Source organism: Brevibacterium permense (assembly GCF_013280495.1).
In the GTDB taxonomy this organism is placed as follows: Bacteria; Actinomycetota; Actinomycetes; order Actinomycetales; family Brevibacteriaceae; genus Brevibacterium; species Brevibacterium permense.
The window spans coordinates 24568-40105 of sequence record NZ_JABSSX010000005.1 but is presented as its reverse complement, the minus strand read 5'-3'; the positions used below and the strand labels follow the sequence as shown (position 1 = coordinate 40105).

Below are 15538 nucleotides of genomic sequence, written 5' to 3'. Positions count from 1 at the left end.
TCCCTTCTAGGAGACGTCATGGCCATCAGCAGTGAGCTCGAACAACTGTTAGCCAGCTGGATACCCCGACAGCCGTGGTTCCCCAAGCTCGCAGCAGATTTCGGGACCGACCCCGACATCACCCCCATGTCGGTGGCCCGCGCGTTCACTTACACCGCCGAGGAGCTCGGCGGTTTCGCCGGTCTCGTGACTGTCATCTCCGTCGGCGATGGACCCACCCTGCGTCGCCTCAACATCCCTCTGACCCTGCGCGGCGCCGAGGACATGCACCTGCGCCATGCCCTCATCGGCCGCGTCGACGACCTCGCACTCGGCACCGTCTACGTCTACGACGGCGCCGCCGATCCCGTCTTCGTCAATCTCATGGCCGATGCGATCACGAAGCGTAAGGTCTTCGACGGCGGGCAGCTGTCCACCGAATCCCTGCGCCACAGCCAGGAGAAGACCGAAGCCTGGGACCGTGCGCCGATGCCGTTCCCGGTGACCGCGAACGGGGCGGCCGCCTCGGCGAATGGATCGACGAACACCGCCGCCGAGGCGGTCCCACCGAAGCCGTCGATCGGTGACCTCACGGTGGGGGCGGAGGACGTCATGCCCGTCGAGATCCGCCCGATCGAGGTCTCGGACTCCGGGCAGCACAAATCGACCGTCATCATCCACGACGAATACGAGCCGCTGGAGCTCTCGTTCTTCCGCGTCCTCGAGAACGGAATGCCGTCGTCGCTGACGATTCCGGTTCTGCTCACCGAGGCGGGTTCGCGCAGCGTGCCCGAGGTCATCGGCTGGGGTTCGGGCCGCTGGTACGACATGTTCGAGGTCCAGGAGATGGAGGCACCGATGGCGCTGCTCTCCCACGTCGATGTCGACGCCGAACCTGCATGGCGGGAGGCCGTGAACACGGTGTGCGCCGTCGACTCCGGTTCGATCGGGGCCTACAACGCCCACGCCGCAGAGATGGGGCGGCGCATCGGCGAACTCCACACGGACATGGCCGCCGAGTTCGGTGTCGTCGAAGGCGCTGGTGCGCCGACGAAGCAGCTGGTGCAGAAGTGGGTCGAACGCATCGACTGGGCACTGGGTCGGGCGCCGCTGGCCCTGGATTCGCTGGTGCCGGAGCTGCGCGGCCACCGTGCCAGGCTGCAGAGCCTCGAGACCATCGGCACCCTGCAGAAGATCCACGGCGAGCTGACGCTCGACCATGTGGTCAGCTCATCCACCGACGGTTATTCGGTCGTGAAGTTCACGGACTCGACGGACTCGGACCCTAAGCCCGCTGCCTTCGACCTCGTGGCTCTGCTGCGCAGCATCGACTACGCCGCCGGATTCGCCCGCCTGCAGCGCACCGATGCGCTCGACTCCGAGGACGGCTCGCTGGTCGTCAGCGGTTTCGGCAATGATCCGGGAGCGCTGCGCGCGATCTTCGATTCGCCCGAATATCTGTGGGCCTCTCAAGTGCAGAACTCGTTGCTGTCCGGCTATTCTCGGGTGCGGGGCGACAGCATCGGTCTGAGCGATCCCGTGCTGCGCGCGGCGCTGGTCGACCGGCTTCTCGTCGAGGTCGTCACCGAGCTGCGCAACCGCCCGAACTGGCTGTCCGTGCCGTTGGCCACGCTCACCCTCGTCCTCAAGGGCAAGCCCGCCCGTACCGAGGAGGCTGCTGAGACCCGCCCCACCTGGGCTGAATCCGCCGAAGCGGGGTCCGAAGCAGCCGAGGGCTTAACTGCATCCGGAGGCGCAGCCGGTGCTGCTGGCGCTTCGGGCGGCGAAGGCTCGGCCTCGGATCCGGATGCTGAGTCGAGTGACTCGTTCGCCGTGGCACCTGCAGCCGACGAGGCGACCGTCGCCGATTCGGAATCGGTCGCTGCCGCACCCCGCGGCACCTCTGGCGCCGTCGCGGCCGCGATCGCGAACTCAGATGCCGATGCCCCGGACGCCGAGGACTTGGCAGCCAACAAATCCGAAGCCGGTGAAACCGAAGCCGACGGTTCCGTGACCAATGAGTCCGAAGCCGGTGCCCCCGGTGCCGACGAGGTCGAAGTCGCCGATACCGCGGAGAACACCGTTGACGCGGTCGCGGATCCCGACATCGATGATGTCGAGGACTCCACCGTGGTCCCGCCCCAGGCCGATGCACCCGAAGCGGCTCCAGCTCCGGCTCCTGCTGAAGTCGAAGAATTCGTAGACGAGGAAGAACCGGAAGCTCCGGTCCGCCGAGTCCCGGCTTCGTTCGCGGCGCGCGGCGCCACCTCGGAGGACGCTGACAGCATTGGACTCGAATCGCAGCCGGCCAAGCCGAAGGACGCACCGAAGCTCGGCCACACGTGGAGCGAGCGTTCGCAGAACTCCGGCAGCGACCGCGGAACATTCGGCGAGCAGATATCCGAGCGGCCGGACAAGAGTCGCGACGACTCCGCGGCACGGCCCGACGAATCAGCGGACAAATCCCGGGACGATTCGAAGCCTGCCGGCGGGTCTGTGTTCGATGACCTCCTGGGCACTGACCGTAAGCGGAACCGGATGAAGAAGCGCAAGAAGGACTGACCGCCTCCGCTGACTCTTCGCCTCGGCCTCGGCTGAGCCCCGAGGCGGTGACGTCCGTCCACGCAGCCGCCAATTGGCAGATGCTGTTGCGGTTGTGAGAAACTATGGTGGCTCGACCTCGCGTCGAGCAGGCCGGGTTCGCTCCATTTCCGTCACAGGCTTGGAAGAACCGAGGGAAGCGTGTCCGAGCGGCCGAAGGAGACGGTCTTGAAAACCGTTGTGCGGCAACCCCGCACCGTGGGTTCGAATCCCACCGCTTCCGCCCCGTGAAAAGCCCCCGAGCTCTTCGTCAACAGCGAAGAGTTCGGGGGCTTTCACATGCTCACCACGGCGCTTCACCACGCGCGGCGAATCCTCTGCTTCCGCTCGTTCAAGGCTGAGCGCGCTTTTCGCTGGGCAGACCTACCGATAACCGCGCTTGGCCTTGAACGACGGGATTCTCGCGGTGCAGCGCTTGAACGACGGTCCTCGCGCTGCCGCTGCTGCAGACCGTGTCGCGCAGACTCGGTCGCGCAAGAGTCCTTCTTGACCAGGACCGCCGGAAACGCCGGGTGTCCAAGTGCCTTCAGCGAGTTTGTCAGACGGTGGTGAGCGGATGATGCGGCAAGGGTGGAAGCTCGACGGCGATCGGGTCGCCCGGACGAACCACTCCGCCTCGGGCGACGATGCCCATGACTCCGGCAAGCCGGCGAACATGGCCGTCGTCGTCCTTGGACACGAGGCGCTTCATCAGGCCAGGCTGCAGGTCATCGATCTGACGGCACGGGTTGCGCAGACCGGTGACGATCACTGTCGCCTCACCGATTCTCAGCCGAGTGCCGACCGGCAGTTCGAGCAGATCAACTCCGCGCGTGGTGATGTTGTCCCCGAGGCTGCCCGGCTCCACGTTGAACCCGACCTCGTCGAGGTGCTCGAAGAGTTCGCCGTGGATGAGGTGGACCTGTCGGAGGTTAGGTGCGCTCGGGTCCCTGGCCACTCTGCTGCGATGCTGAACGGTCGTGCCTGCATGAGCGTCACCGGAGACGCCGATACCTTCGACGAGCGTGATCGAGGGCATCGGCTCTTTGCTGAAGTCATGCGTAGGGCTGGAGTGGACTGCGCTAACCGAGGACACCATGGAACTGATTCTCCCATGCGACCAGCCCCGCGACAGAGACTCCGCTTCCGCTCGTTCAAGGCTGAGCGCGCTTTTCGCTAGGTAGACCTACCGATAACCGCGCTTCGCCTTGAACGACGGGATTTCAGCGATGCAGCGCTTGAACGGCACGCCCAGCGCCAAGTGTCATAACTCGCGGGTTCGAATCCCACCGCTTCCGCCCCGTGAAAAGCCCCCGAGCTCTTCGTCAACAGCGAAGAGTTCGGGGGCTTTTGCCTTCCCAATTACTACCTGACGGCGGCCCAGCAACCGCGCGCGTGGTTGCTGGGCCGCCGTCAGGTAGTAAGAAGGGTCAGGGTTGGGCTGGTGCCTCGGGTTCGGACATCTCGGCGTCGGCCTCGGGGTCGTCGAAGCTGCGCACCGAGCGCTTGAATCCGCGGGTCAGCACGGCCAGGTACACGATCCCGATCGCCAGCCACACGAGGCCGCCGATGAGCGCGGTCCCGTGCAGGCTCACCCACAGGATTCCTGTGAGGATCGCGCCGATGGCCGGCATCACGACGTAGGTGAACGCCGATTTGAAGTCCTTGACCTGCTTGGTCCGGAAGGCGTAGTGCGCAATGACCGTGAGGTTGACGAACGTGAAGGCGATGAGCGCACCGAAGTTGATGAGCGCCGAGATGAGTTCGAGGCTGAACGACATCGCCAGCAGGCACACCGCACCGACGAGCACGATATTGAACACCGGAGTGTGCGTCTTCGGGTTGATGTATCCGAAGGCCCTGCGCGGCAGCACCCCGTTGCGGCCCATCACGAGCATCATCCGCGACACCGACGCATGCGAGGCCAACCCCGAGGCGGCGGTCGCAGCGAATGCCGCAGCCACGAAGAACAGCTGGAACACGTGGCCGCCGGTGATCATGCCGATCTCCGGCAGCGGATCGTCGACGATGGTGAACTGCGAATTGTCGGGGAAGAGCAGCTGCGCGAAATAGCCGGCGACGAGGAAGATGAGACCGCCGGCGAGAACGGTGAGCATGATCGCCTTCGGCATGAGGCTGACGTGCTTCGCCTCGTTCGTGTACATCGTCACCGCATCGAAGCCGATGAACGAGAAGCACACGACGGTCGCACCGGTGAGAACCGCGCCGAGGTGGACGCCCTCATGGATGAACGGCTCCGGACTGAAGACGACTCCGGCCCCTTCGCCGGCGTTGAGCTGCATGACGGCGAGCACGCAGAACGTGGCGACGAGCACGACCGCGAAGACGAGGAGGACGCCGTTGATGTTGGCTGTCCCCCGCATCGAGGACAGAACGATGCCGGTCGTGACGATCGTATAGACGATGACCCACACCCACGGGGGAGCATCGGGGACCATCGACTCCATGTAGAGCCGGATGATGAGGCAGTTGACCATCGGCAGCAGCAGATAGTCCAGGAGAGAGGTCCACCCGACGAGGAAGCCGAGCCCCGGTGACATCGTCTCCCGCGTATAGGTGTAGGCCGACCCCGCGGTCGGGAAGACCCTGACCATCTTGCCGTAGCTGAAGGCCGTGAAGATCATGACGATGAGAGCCGCGAGGTACGCCGCCGGAACCGCTCCGTTCGTCTGTTCGGAGACGATTCCGAAGGTGTCGAAGACGACCGTCGGCGTCATATAGCCGAGTCCAAGTCCGACGATGGACCACAGTCCGAGGTTGCGCTTCAGTGAGCCAGAGGCAGCCATATCTATCCTCCCCGATGGGTCATGCCGCCCACCGGGCCGTCGACGTTGCCATCGATGACCGGCCCGGAAGTGATGTGCGTCATGATCTTAACGCCCAAGGTACTGAAAACGAAACCATCGCCGAGGATCGGGACGGGTATCAGTGTGAAATCGTGACCTTTCCGATGAAAATCGTCAAAATCAGCAACGATATCGGTAGTGCCGGCGGTCATCACGATGACCAGTTATCGAACGAACCGTCAGCGCCGACTCGAAACAGAGTAGATTGCAGTCAACGGACAATGTGGCCCCACGAGAGGTGTGAGAGCAGTATGGCGATCGAAACGCTCAGTTCCCAGCAGTCGACGGCATGGAGAGACCGAGTCCTGCCTCCGGTCGAAGAGGTGGCCGAAGGCGTCTGGGCCCTGCCGGTCCCGATCCCCAACAACCCTCTCGTCTACACCTACTGCTATGCCCTCGCAGACGGCTCCGGCGTCGTCCTCATCGACCCGGGCTGGGACGGCAAGGACCAGTACCTGGCGCTCACCTCGGCGCTTAACGACCTCGGCTTCACGGTCGCCGACATCCACGGAATCGCGATCACCCACTATCATCGGGACCACATCGGGCTCGTGCCCGCACTGCTCGCGAAGAACCCCGACGCCTGGGTCGCCATGCACGGCGAGGACCTGCGCGCGATCAAGCGCTTCTACACCAACGCCGTCGACCTCGGCACCGGCATCGATCCCAATCTCAACATCGCTCGCGCCTACGGAGTCCCCGAAGATCGCTGGGCCGAAGTCGAAAGCCTCCAGGTCGGATCGAGCAAGGGCGGGTCGAAGAGCGACTCGATGAGCCTGTACAGACAGGCGATGAGCCAGCTGCCGGAGAACATCCACGTCCTCGATGACGGCACAGAGCTCCCGCTCGACGAGGGTCGGGTGACGGCCATGTGGACTCCGGGGCACACCTACGGACACTCGGCGTTCGTCCGCGACGAGGACAAACTGTTCTTCTCCGGTGACCACGTGTTGCCGACGATCACCCCGAACATCGGCCTCGATTCCGGGGCGATCACGCACAGCCTCGGCGACTATCTGCGCTCGCTGGAGAAGATCGGCGAGCTCGACGAGGACGTAGCGGTGCTGCCGGCCCACGGCTTCCGCTTCACCGGACTCCATGATCGCAAGGTCGAACTCGTCGAACACCATCACGAGCGCCTCGGCGAGATCCGCGCCCGCATGGAGGCCACCGACGACCACAGCGTCTACTCGATCGCGGCGGGCCTGCATTGGTCCCGCGGCTTCGAGAGCCTGCACAACTTCAACCTCTTCGCCGCCCTTGCCGAAACCGCCGCGCACATGCATTATCTCGGTATCGACATCGGCGTCGGCTCTCTCGTCGGCAAGGACTGAGCCGGGCCCGGCCGCAAGAAACTGAACCGGGTCCGGCCAAAGGAAGCTGAACCGCGCCCGGCCGGAAGAAGAGGGAAAGCAAGGAGGAACCAGCATGAGCACCGAATTCGTTCCCGCCGCCGAGGTGCGGCCCGTGACCTTCGCCGTCCATGCGAGCGACCACGTCGAACGTGGTCACCGCCGTGGCGAGGAGCTGCGCACGGGAATCGCCTCCACCCTGGAGGCGTATCGGCGCTACTTCGCGCACCTGTCCATCACCGAGGCGGCCGTGGAATCCTCGGCCGCGTCGAGTTGGCAGCGGTTGCAGGAATGGTGGCCGACCGGGGCTGAGGAAGTCGTTGCCGTGGCCGCAGGCGCCGGCATCGACGTCACCGAGCTCATGGAGATCGTCGCCCGGACCGAGATCATGACCCAGGCACCGGCCGCGCCGACCGAATGCTCGACCGTGAGCCACACCAGCCCGGGCACCTCCGTGGCCGCGCAGAACTGGGATTGGGCGGCGGACTTCTCCACTCTGTGGCACTTCAACGATGTTGGTGCCGTGCCCGGGCAGCACCGGCATGTGGGCATCGCCGAGTTCGGAATGCTCGGCAAGATCGGTCTCAACGAGGCCGGCGTCGGCGTGCTGCTCAACATCCTCAAGCACACCCGCGACACGGACGGGGGAGTGCCCATCCACATGATCCTCGCCCGGGTCCTGGCCGAAGCAGGCACCCTCGCCGAGGCGCTCGAGATCATCGACTCAGCCCCAACCTCATCGTCGTCGATCATCACCGTCATCACCGCCGAGGCGGCCGTCCAGGTCGAGATCGCCGGTGCACACAAGCGCGAGCGACGGGCCCGCGCGGTGCACGGGGCCGACGGGGAGACGGGGGAGTCCGGGTTCCTCATCCACACGAACCATTTCCTGCACCCGGATCTGCTCGACGGTGCGCTCGAGCTGCGTCCCGATTCGACCTCGCAGGAACGTTACCGTCACCTCGCCGAGGCGGTCGTGCGCTTCGAAGCCGAACGTGCGCTGGCGCGCGGCGGCAGGGCCGTCACGGTCGCAGATCTCACGAAGCTGGTGACGACAGGGCCGGGAGACGCGCCTGTGTGCTGCACTCCGGCGCCCGGCGCCGCCTACGGGGATCGTTCGGCGACCCTGGTGAGCGTGCGCATCGATCCCGCGCGCAAACAGATCGACCTCGCACCCGGCTCACCGGCCGACGGTCTGCACGGAAACCGCCGCTTCCAACTCTGAACCTGCGGCGGTCGCTCAGTCCTCGTCTGCTCCGTCCGCCGCACTGGCGGAATCATCGGAACTCTCGTCCGCCTCGGCGGCTTCCTGCTCGCGCATCTCGATGACCGCGTCGAGGGCAGACGCGATCGCATCGTCGTTCTCCAGTGCTGCCTGGATGAGCCGCCACGGCACGAGGTCGAGATTCTGATCGCCGATGACGAAGCGGATGAACGGCTGCTTGCTGCGAGGATCATCGGCTTCGAGTTCGGCGCCGTAGCGCCACTGGCCGAAGGCGATGCGGCGCACCGTCTCACCGATGAAGCGCATGGCGCCGGCGGTGAAGGGGGTCTCGTCCTCGGCGATCATGTCGTCGGGGCCGTCGTAGCGGACCGCGACCTGCTTGCCCAGACGGGCGAGGCTCTCTCGGTCGAAGCCCCACGAACTCGGGTCGGCCTGCTCCTGAGTCCAGGCGGCGATGCCAGGTTCGACGGTGCCGATGAAGCGGGTGAGGAATTCGACCTCCTCCTCGCTCGAGTTCTCGGCGTTGAGCACGCCGAGGGAGAGCCCAGTGCACTTGCGCCGCGGCTGTCCGTCCCCGCCGAGGAGCTCCCTGGCCTTGTCGAGCACTGCGGTGAACACCTCGGCGCTGCGCTGATCGACGGCAGCCAGCACGATCCCCACCAGCGGGATCGGCTCACCGGCGGCAGGGCCGTCGGCATTGTCGGGGCGGATGAACGGCATCCCGTTGCCTGTCGACTCGTCGTGGTCCCAGATCCCGCCGATCGCACGCAGATAGGTTTCGCCGAGGTAGCGGATGAGTCCTTCGAAGAAGCGGCGGTTCTCCGGCTTGAGGATCTCTTCGGTGTTCGGGAACTTCGAGAGCACGAAGAGTTCGAGCATCGGCAGTGATTTCGGCCCGAAGTCCTTCGGGAACTTCACGGTCTCCCCGTCCTCCTTCTCGAAGGTCTCCGGGAGGTCGGCGAGGACGAACGCGCCGAGGCGGACGTCCATATTATTGATGAAAGCAGAGAATTCGCGTTGGAGTTCGTTCACGGGCACCACCTTAGTGCCTCGAACCGGTTCGTCGAGTGCGTTCAGACCTTGTTATAGGGGCGATCGCCTCCAGTCATCGCTGTCGGGGCAGACTCGTTCAGCCATCGCTGTCGGGACAGAAGTCGATGAGGTGCATGAGGACCTCGACGATGAGGCTCGGATCGATGGCGACGTGCTCGTCCATCTTCTTCCCGGCTGCCGCAGTCAGGGCGATCCGGTTGAACACGGAGATGATGACCGTGAGGAAGTCGCCGATCGGCTGCTTCGTCGTGGCGCCGGCGACGTCGAGGGCCGTGGTCACGAGTGCGGCCAGTCGGTCGAGCTGAGGGGCGTTGAGTTCGACATAGCGGGCGTGGAGATGCGGGATCCGCAGGCAGTAGAGCTCGATCTCCTGTTCCGTGAGCGTCTCGGCCACGGTCTGCTTCTTCTCATTGAAGACATCGTCGATGAACTGCGTCATCAGAGCTTTGATCTCAGGCACCTCGGCAGTGGCCATGAGCTGCTCAGACCACCGCCGGACTGTGTCGTCGAGGCGATCGAGGTTCTCCGAGGTGCGCATCTCGATGATCGCGAGTACCAGATCGTCACGGCTGGAGAAGTTCGAATAGAACGCCCCGCGGGTCAGGCCTCCGGCCTCGCAGATCTCCTCGATCGAGGCGCCGTCGATGCCGCGGACGGCGAAGACCGAGGTGCCGGCCTGGACGAGGGTGGATCGGGTCTGGCGTCTGCGTGGGCTGAGTTCGTCTGTGTTCATCGTCATTTCGCTGCGGTGGGGTCGGCGACGGCCAAGGTGGTGCAGTTCTCTGTGCCGGATCGGAGCCGGCAGCAACGGCGGGGCGGAGAGCGAGGCGCCTGAGCATCTCATGGGAATCCCCGCTCAACCTGGGATCCATTTGCATGGAGGGTGGGTATTGCACAACAATACAACACTGTATCCAATACACTTTCGTATCGAGGTTTTCGTGTCAACTTTCCTCTACGCCCTGGGCCGTCGTGCGTATCGGACCCCGTGGCGCTTCATCGCCGCGTGGCTGCTGATCTTCGTCCTGGTCGGAGCCGGAGTCGCCGCCTTCTCCAAAGACTTCGACGATGACTTCACACTCCCGGGTTCGGAGGCGCAGACCGCTCTCGACTCGATGAAGTCGACGTTCCCCGAAGCCGCCGGTGTCTCCGCCTCGGTGATCGTCGTCGCCGACGACGGCGATTCGGTCGAGGATGCGAAGTACAAGGACGCGATCGAAGACGAGATCGACCGCATCGAAGACCTCCCGCACGTCGACACGGTGACCTCTCCGTACTCCGACCTCGTCGAAGGTGCCATCAGCAAGGACGAGACGGCGGCGATGATCTCCGTCCAGTACGACGGCACTCAGCAGGACGTCGGGGAGGACGCCGGCGACAACCTCATCGAGGCGCTCGACCCGCTGCGCGACGCCCTGCCCGGAGCGCAGATCGAAGGCGGCGGTGAGCTCTTCCAGATCACCGGTGTCGAGATCTCCTGGGTCGAAGGCGTCGGCGTCGTCATCGCCTTCATCGTCCTCCTGCTCACCCTCGGTTCCTTCCGCGCCGCGGGAATGCCGCTGATCACCGCGCTCATCGGCGTCGGCATCTCTGTGCTCCTCATCGTCGGGGCCACCGCGTTCGCGACGATCAACTCCTCGTCGATCATGCTCGCGCTCATGCTCGGTCTGGCCGTGGGCATCGACTACGCCCTCTTCATCGTCTCCCGTGCCCGCGACCTCCTCGCCGAGGGCCACGACCCCCTCGAGGCGACCGGACGCGCCGTCGCGACCGCCGGATCCGCAGTCGTCTTCGCGGGCATGACCGTGATGATCGCACTTTTCGGCCTGTCCCTGGCCGGAATCCCCTTCCTCACGATCATGGGCATCGGCGCCTCCGGCTCCGTTGCCGTGGCCGTGATGATCTCCCTGACGATGGTCCCCGCCCTGCTGGGACTCGCCAAATCCAAGATCACTCCGAAGCCGACGAAGCGCTATCGGAAGGCCTACGCCGCGGCCGCTCAGCGGGCGACGACGGGCACGACCGCCTCGGCGAAGGGATCATCGACCGGCACCGAGGCGGGCGACGGATCCACAGGAACCCCCGCCGAGGCGGCCGACCCGGCACTGCGGGAGAGGATCGCCGACGAGGCGCGCGCCGAGGGCGGCGACCCGTACCCGCCGACGATCATGAACAAGTTCTTCGCCGGGTGGCTCAAGGTCGTCACGAAGATCCCGCTGCTGACGATCGTCGTCATCGTCGGCGGGCTCGCGCTCTTCGCGATCCCCGCCACTCAGCTCCAGCTGTCCCTGCCCACCGCGGGCGACCAGGAGCAGGGCACCCCGGCGCGGGCGACCTACGACCTCATCGACGAGCACTTCGGGCCCGGCTACAACGGACCCCTGGTCATGACCAGCCAGATCGTGACCAGCGACGATCCGCTCGGAGACGTCGAGGAGATCGAGAAGCGCATCGAGAAGGTCGACGGCGTCGAGCAGGTCATCATGGCCACCCCGAACCGGGACGCGACCGTCGGGCTCTTCCAGATCATTCCGACCACCGCCTCCGACGATCCGGCGACCCTCGACACTGTGGATCGGCTGCGGGACCTGAGCACGGAGATCGAGGACGACTTCGACTTCGACACCGCCGTCACCGGTGCCACCGCGATCCAGATCGACGTCTCGGACCAGCTCGGCAAGGCTCTCGTGCCCTTCGGCATCTTCGTCGTCGGACTCTCCATCATCCTGCTCATGATGGTCTTCCGCTCCGTGGCGGTGCCGATCAAGGCCACCGGCGGGTTCCTCCTCTCCGTCTTCGCCTCCTTCGGCACGGTCGTCCTCGTCTTCCACGACGGACTCTTCGCCGGCCCCCTGGGCATCGACGGTACCGGACCGGTCATCAGCTTCCTGCCGATCATCGTCATGGGCATCCTCTTCGGCCTCGCGATGGACTACGAGGTGTTCCTCGTCTCGGGCATGCGCGAAGCCTATGTCCACGGCTCCTCGGCCAAGGACGCCATCAGGGCCGGGTTCGCCTCCTCCGCCCGCGTCGTCTCGGCTGCGGCGATCATCATGTTCTCCGTCTTCGCGGCTTTCGTGCCCGCCGGCGAACCGATCATCAAGTCGATCGCGCTCGCCTTGGCCTCCGGCATCTTCGTCGACGCCTTCCTCGTGCGCATGTCGCTGGTGCCCGCGATCATGCAGCTGCTCGGCGACAAGGCCTGGTGGCTGCCGAAGTGGCTCGATCGGATCCTGCCGCGCCTCGACGTCGAAGGCGAGGGCCTCGCCCACGAAGTGGCCCTGCGCGACTGGCCGGAGCCGAACTCGGACTACCGGGTCTACGGACGCGGAATCGGCGTGTACTCCGGGGACCGCGGCTTCGCCCGCGTCGACATCTCCCTGCTGCCGGGCCAGATCCTCGTCGCCAGCGGCGATGCCCGCCGGGCTCTCCTGCTCGCTGTGTCCGGCCGCGTCGGACTCACGGCCGGGGAGATGAAGATCGACCAGAACGTTCTGCCCGAACACGCCGGACGGGTCCGCCGACAGGTTCCCTACCTCGACCTCAACCGGGGTGAAGCCGACCGGATGATCAGTCCGCGCGACATCTCTCGGATGGCCGCCTCGGCGCCGGATCTGCTCGTCATCGACGGGGCGGAGAAGCTCGCGGCCGGGGCACGGGAATCGGCCGGACCGGCACGGGACCTGCGCGATCTGCTGCCGCAGCTCGTCGCCGAAGGCACCACCGTCATCCTCGGCCTGCCCGACGGGGATGTGACAGGGATCTTCGATCCCGAAACGAACTACTTCCACCTCGACCTCGACGAGGCTCGACCCGATGAGCGGGGCGGAACCGACAGCGAATCAGACGGCGAACACACCCACGCCGTCGACAGCACCAACATGGAAGGTGTGCAGTCGTGAGACTCGAACGTGCGAACTCGAAGAAGCCGGTGAACTGGCTCTCCCTCCTCGGCCTTGTCCTCATCCCGATCATCGTGGCGGCCGGATTCATCCTCGCCACGTGGAAGAGCGGCGATCGTCTCGAGACCATTGAGGCGGCCATCGTCAACAACGACGACGGGGCGAAGGTCGACGGCAAGACCGTGCCGATCGGCCGTCAGCTGACCAGCGGTCTGGTGGGTGAGGACGATAACAACATCCACTGGGTGATCACCGACGAAGAGGATGCGCAGAACGGGCTGTCCGACGGCACATACGCCGCGAAGCTGACGATCCCCGAAGGCTTCTCCCGCGCCGTGACCTCGGTCGATGATGCGAAGTCGGCGACGCAGACGCAGCTCGACGTCGACGTCTCCGGGACCGCTCCCGCGCTCGATACGCAGATCTCCCGATCCGTCGCCGAGGTGGCGCGGACGACCTTCAACACGCAGATGACCGAGAACTACCTCGACAACATCTACGTCGGCTTCAACAAGATGGGTGACCAGATGAAGGACCTCGGCGACGCCGCCGGGGAACTCGACAAGGGTGCCGAAGGCCTCAAGGAAGGCACCGGACAATCGGCCGAAGGCGCCGGCGAACTGTCTACGGGCATGAAGCAGCTCAGTGACAACGGCGGCGAGCTCAAGTCCGGAGCCACGGAGCTGTCGAAGGGCGCCGGCGAACTGTCCAAGGGCGCCTCGGAGATGTCCGGGGGTCTGAACGAACTCGACAAGAAGACCTCGAAGCTGCCCGAGAGCACGCAGAAGCTGGCCGACGGCTCCGGTGAGCTCTCCGACGGCGTCGACGAGTACACGAAGTCCATCGACGAGATCATCAAGGGCTTCGCCGGATCCGGAGACTCGGGTGAAGGCGGCCTCGGTGACATCACCAAGGGCGGCAAGGAGCTCGAGGAAGGCGCGAAGGACCTCTCCACGGGCGTCTCAGGGCTCTCCGATGGACTGCACCAGTATCGTGACGGGCTGAATGCAAAGTCCACCGCCGCGAGCAGCGCCATAAGTCTTGACGACCTGGTCTCGGACAAGGTCATTACCGACGATGATGCGAAGAAGATCCGCGCCGGTCTCTGTCCCGCCGGTACTCCGGAGCAGTCATGCAAGGCAATGGAGACCGCTTATGCACAAGGACTCTCTGGTGGGATGAAAGGCGCGGCCGACGGGCTCGAGCAGGAGGACTCGAAGACCGAGAAGTCCCTCCTCAGCGCAGCCGACGAGCTGAAATCGGGTGCGAAAGCACAGAGCAAAGGCATGACCAAGTTCGTCAGGGGACTTGAGGACGGCCTCGGTGAGCTGACGAAGGGCATGGAGGATATCTCGAAGAACGCTCCGAAGCTCCTCGAGGCCTCGAAGGGACTGCGTGACGGAGCTGCCGGGGTCGCCGACGGCAACCAGCAGCTCGCCGACGGCATGCCGGCCCTGTCCAAGGGCATCGGCAAGGTCGCCGACGGCTCCTCGGAGCTCTCCGACGGTGCCGGGCAGCTCAGTGATGGCCTGAGCGAATACAGCACCGGTGTCGGCAAGTACACCGACGGCGTCTCCGAGGCCGCGACCGGCACGTCCGAACTCGCGGCCGGCCTCGACAAGCTCGATGAGGGCACGGGCAAGTACGCGAAGGGCGTGAGCAAGTTCTCTGACGGCGTCAAGGACGGTGCGGACGAAGTGCCGTCCTACACGGCTCCGGAACGTGACCGCTTGGCCAAGGTCGCCTCGGCGAATATCGATTCCCCGGACACGGACAGCGTCACGGATGTGCTGGCGGGATCGACGATCGCGCTGCTCATCATGCTCGCCCTGTGGATCGGCGGACTGGTGACCTACACGGTGCTCAAGCCGATCCCGGCGTGGGCTCTGCTTTCGACGAAGTCCTCGTTCGCCGTGTGGGCGCGCGGACTGCTGCCCGGCCTCGTCGTCGGGGTGCTGCAGGCGCTCGTGCTCTCGATCCTCGCGGTCACCGTGATGGACATCGACGCGATCCAAAGCTTCGACATCGCGGTGCTCACGTTCGTCTCAGCGATCGTGTTCATGATCCTGAACTTCGCGCTCGTGGCGTGGTTCGGAGGAGTGGGCCGGTTCCTGTCGGTCATCGCCGTGGTGCTGGCCGTGGCGGGCCGGACGATCGGGGCGGTGCCGCAGTTCTTCGACTTCGTGGCGCCGATCCTGCCGCTGACTCCGTCGATGAACGGCTTCGCCGCGATCGCCGCGGGCACCACCGGACAGGCTGCCGCGTACGGCGGACTGCTGGCCTGGGCGGTCATCGGCATCGTGATGTCGTTGCTGGCCATCGTCCGGGCACGGACTACGAAGCCCGAAGCCGCCCTCGAAATGGCGTAGCCGCGCTTCGTGGCCGCGGCGCCTGGCGCTCCCTTGCCCGGGAGCGCCTCGCCCGCGTGCAAACGGCCCAGCGCAACGCGTCGCCTCTCGTCGCCTCTGCGAACAGCCCAGTCTGAGTTGAATAGCCCATGTTTGAATCTGGGCCATTCACTCTAGACTGGGCTGTTCGCGTTCGGTGCTCGGCCCCCGAGTCCGTTTCGGGACATCCATT

At 65.3% G+C, this 15538-nt stretch carries 10 protein-coding genes and 1 tRNA gene; 6 read left to right on the top strand and 5 right to left on the bottom strand.

What is annotated here, in order from left to right; genetic code table 11:
* Nucleotides 1–18 precede the first annotated feature (18 nt).
* Together HK353_RS08835 and HK353_RS08830 are read left to right on the top strand one after the other, a co-directional pair.
* Complete coding sequence (locus HK353_RS08835) at nt 19–2541, top strand: maltokinase N-terminal cap-like domain-containing protein (RefSeq protein WP_173155301.1); 2523 nt, start codon at nt 19–21, stop codon at nt 2539–2541.
* Nucleotides 2542–2715: 174 nt separating this feature from the next.
* Nucleotides 2716–2803: transfer RNA gene (locus HK353_RS08830), tRNA-Ser, on the top strand.
* A gap of 315 nt (nt 2804–3118) precedes the next feature.
* Here HK353_RS08830 and HK353_RS08825 read toward each other — a convergent pair.
* From HK353_RS08825 to HK353_RS08815, 3 genes are all read right to left on the bottom strand, one after another.
* Nucleotides 3119–3658, bottom strand: a complete 540-nt coding sequence (locus HK353_RS08825) for an MOSC domain-containing protein (protein ID WP_173155299.1) — start codon at nt 3656–3658, stop codon at nt 3119–3121.
* A 331-nt stretch (nt 3659–3989) separates the two neighbouring features.
* Entirely contained in the window at nt 3990–5366 is a 1377-nt protein-coding gene (locus tag HK353_RS08820) for an APC family permease (protein ID WP_173155297.1), read from the bottom strand.
* Nucleotides 5367–5368: 2 nt separating this feature from the next.
* Nucleotides 5369–5578 (bottom strand): hypothetical protein, encoded by a 210-nt coding sequence (locus HK353_RS08815; RefSeq protein ID WP_173155295.1) that lies wholly within the window; start codon nt 5576–5578, stop codon nt 5369–5371.
* 99 nt (nt 5579–5677) lie between these two features.
* Between HK353_RS08815 and HK353_RS08810 the strand changes: the two genes are divergently transcribed.
* Complete coding sequence (locus HK353_RS08810) at nt 5678–6760, top strand: MBL fold metallo-hydrolase (protein ID WP_173155294.1); 1083 nt, start codon at nt 5678–5680, stop codon at nt 6758–6760.
* A 94-nt stretch (nt 6761–6854) separates the two neighbouring features.
* Entirely contained in the window at nt 6855–8003 is a 1149-nt protein-coding gene (locus HK353_RS08805) for a C45 family autoproteolytic acyltransferase/hydrolase (RefSeq protein ID WP_173155292.1), read from the top strand.
* Between the two features lie 15 nt (nt 8004–8018).
* Here HK353_RS08805 and HK353_RS08800 read toward each other — a convergent pair whose 3' ends face one another.
* A complete protein-coding gene (locus HK353_RS08800) occupies nt 8019–9035 on the bottom strand; it encodes a hypothetical protein (protein WP_173155290.1) in 1017 nt (338 codons plus the stop codon).
* Between the two features lie 97 nt (nt 9036–9132).
* Nucleotides 9133–9795, bottom strand: coding sequence for a TetR/AcrR family transcriptional regulator (locus HK353_RS08795; protein ID WP_245395897.1), 663 nt, complete (start codon nt 9793–9795; stop codon nt 9133–9135).
* Between the two features lie 202 nt (nt 9796–9997).
* On the opposite strand from HK353_RS08795, the gene HK353_RS08790 reads away from it, so the two are divergent.
* Both HK353_RS08790 and HK353_RS17465 read left to right on the top strand, forming a co-directional pair.
* Entirely contained in the window at nt 9998–12958 is a 2961-nt protein-coding gene (locus HK353_RS08790) for an MMPL family transporter (RefSeq protein ID WP_173155288.1), read from the top strand.
* Nucleotides 12955–15327 (top strand): YhgE/Pip family protein, encoded by a 2373-nt coding sequence (locus HK353_RS17465; protein WP_173155286.1) that lies wholly within the window; start codon nt 12955–12957, stop codon nt 15325–15327. Before HK353_RS08790 ends, HK353_RS17465 begins: the two co-directional genes overlap by 4 nt.
* Nucleotides 15328–15538: the final 211 nt, after the last annotated feature.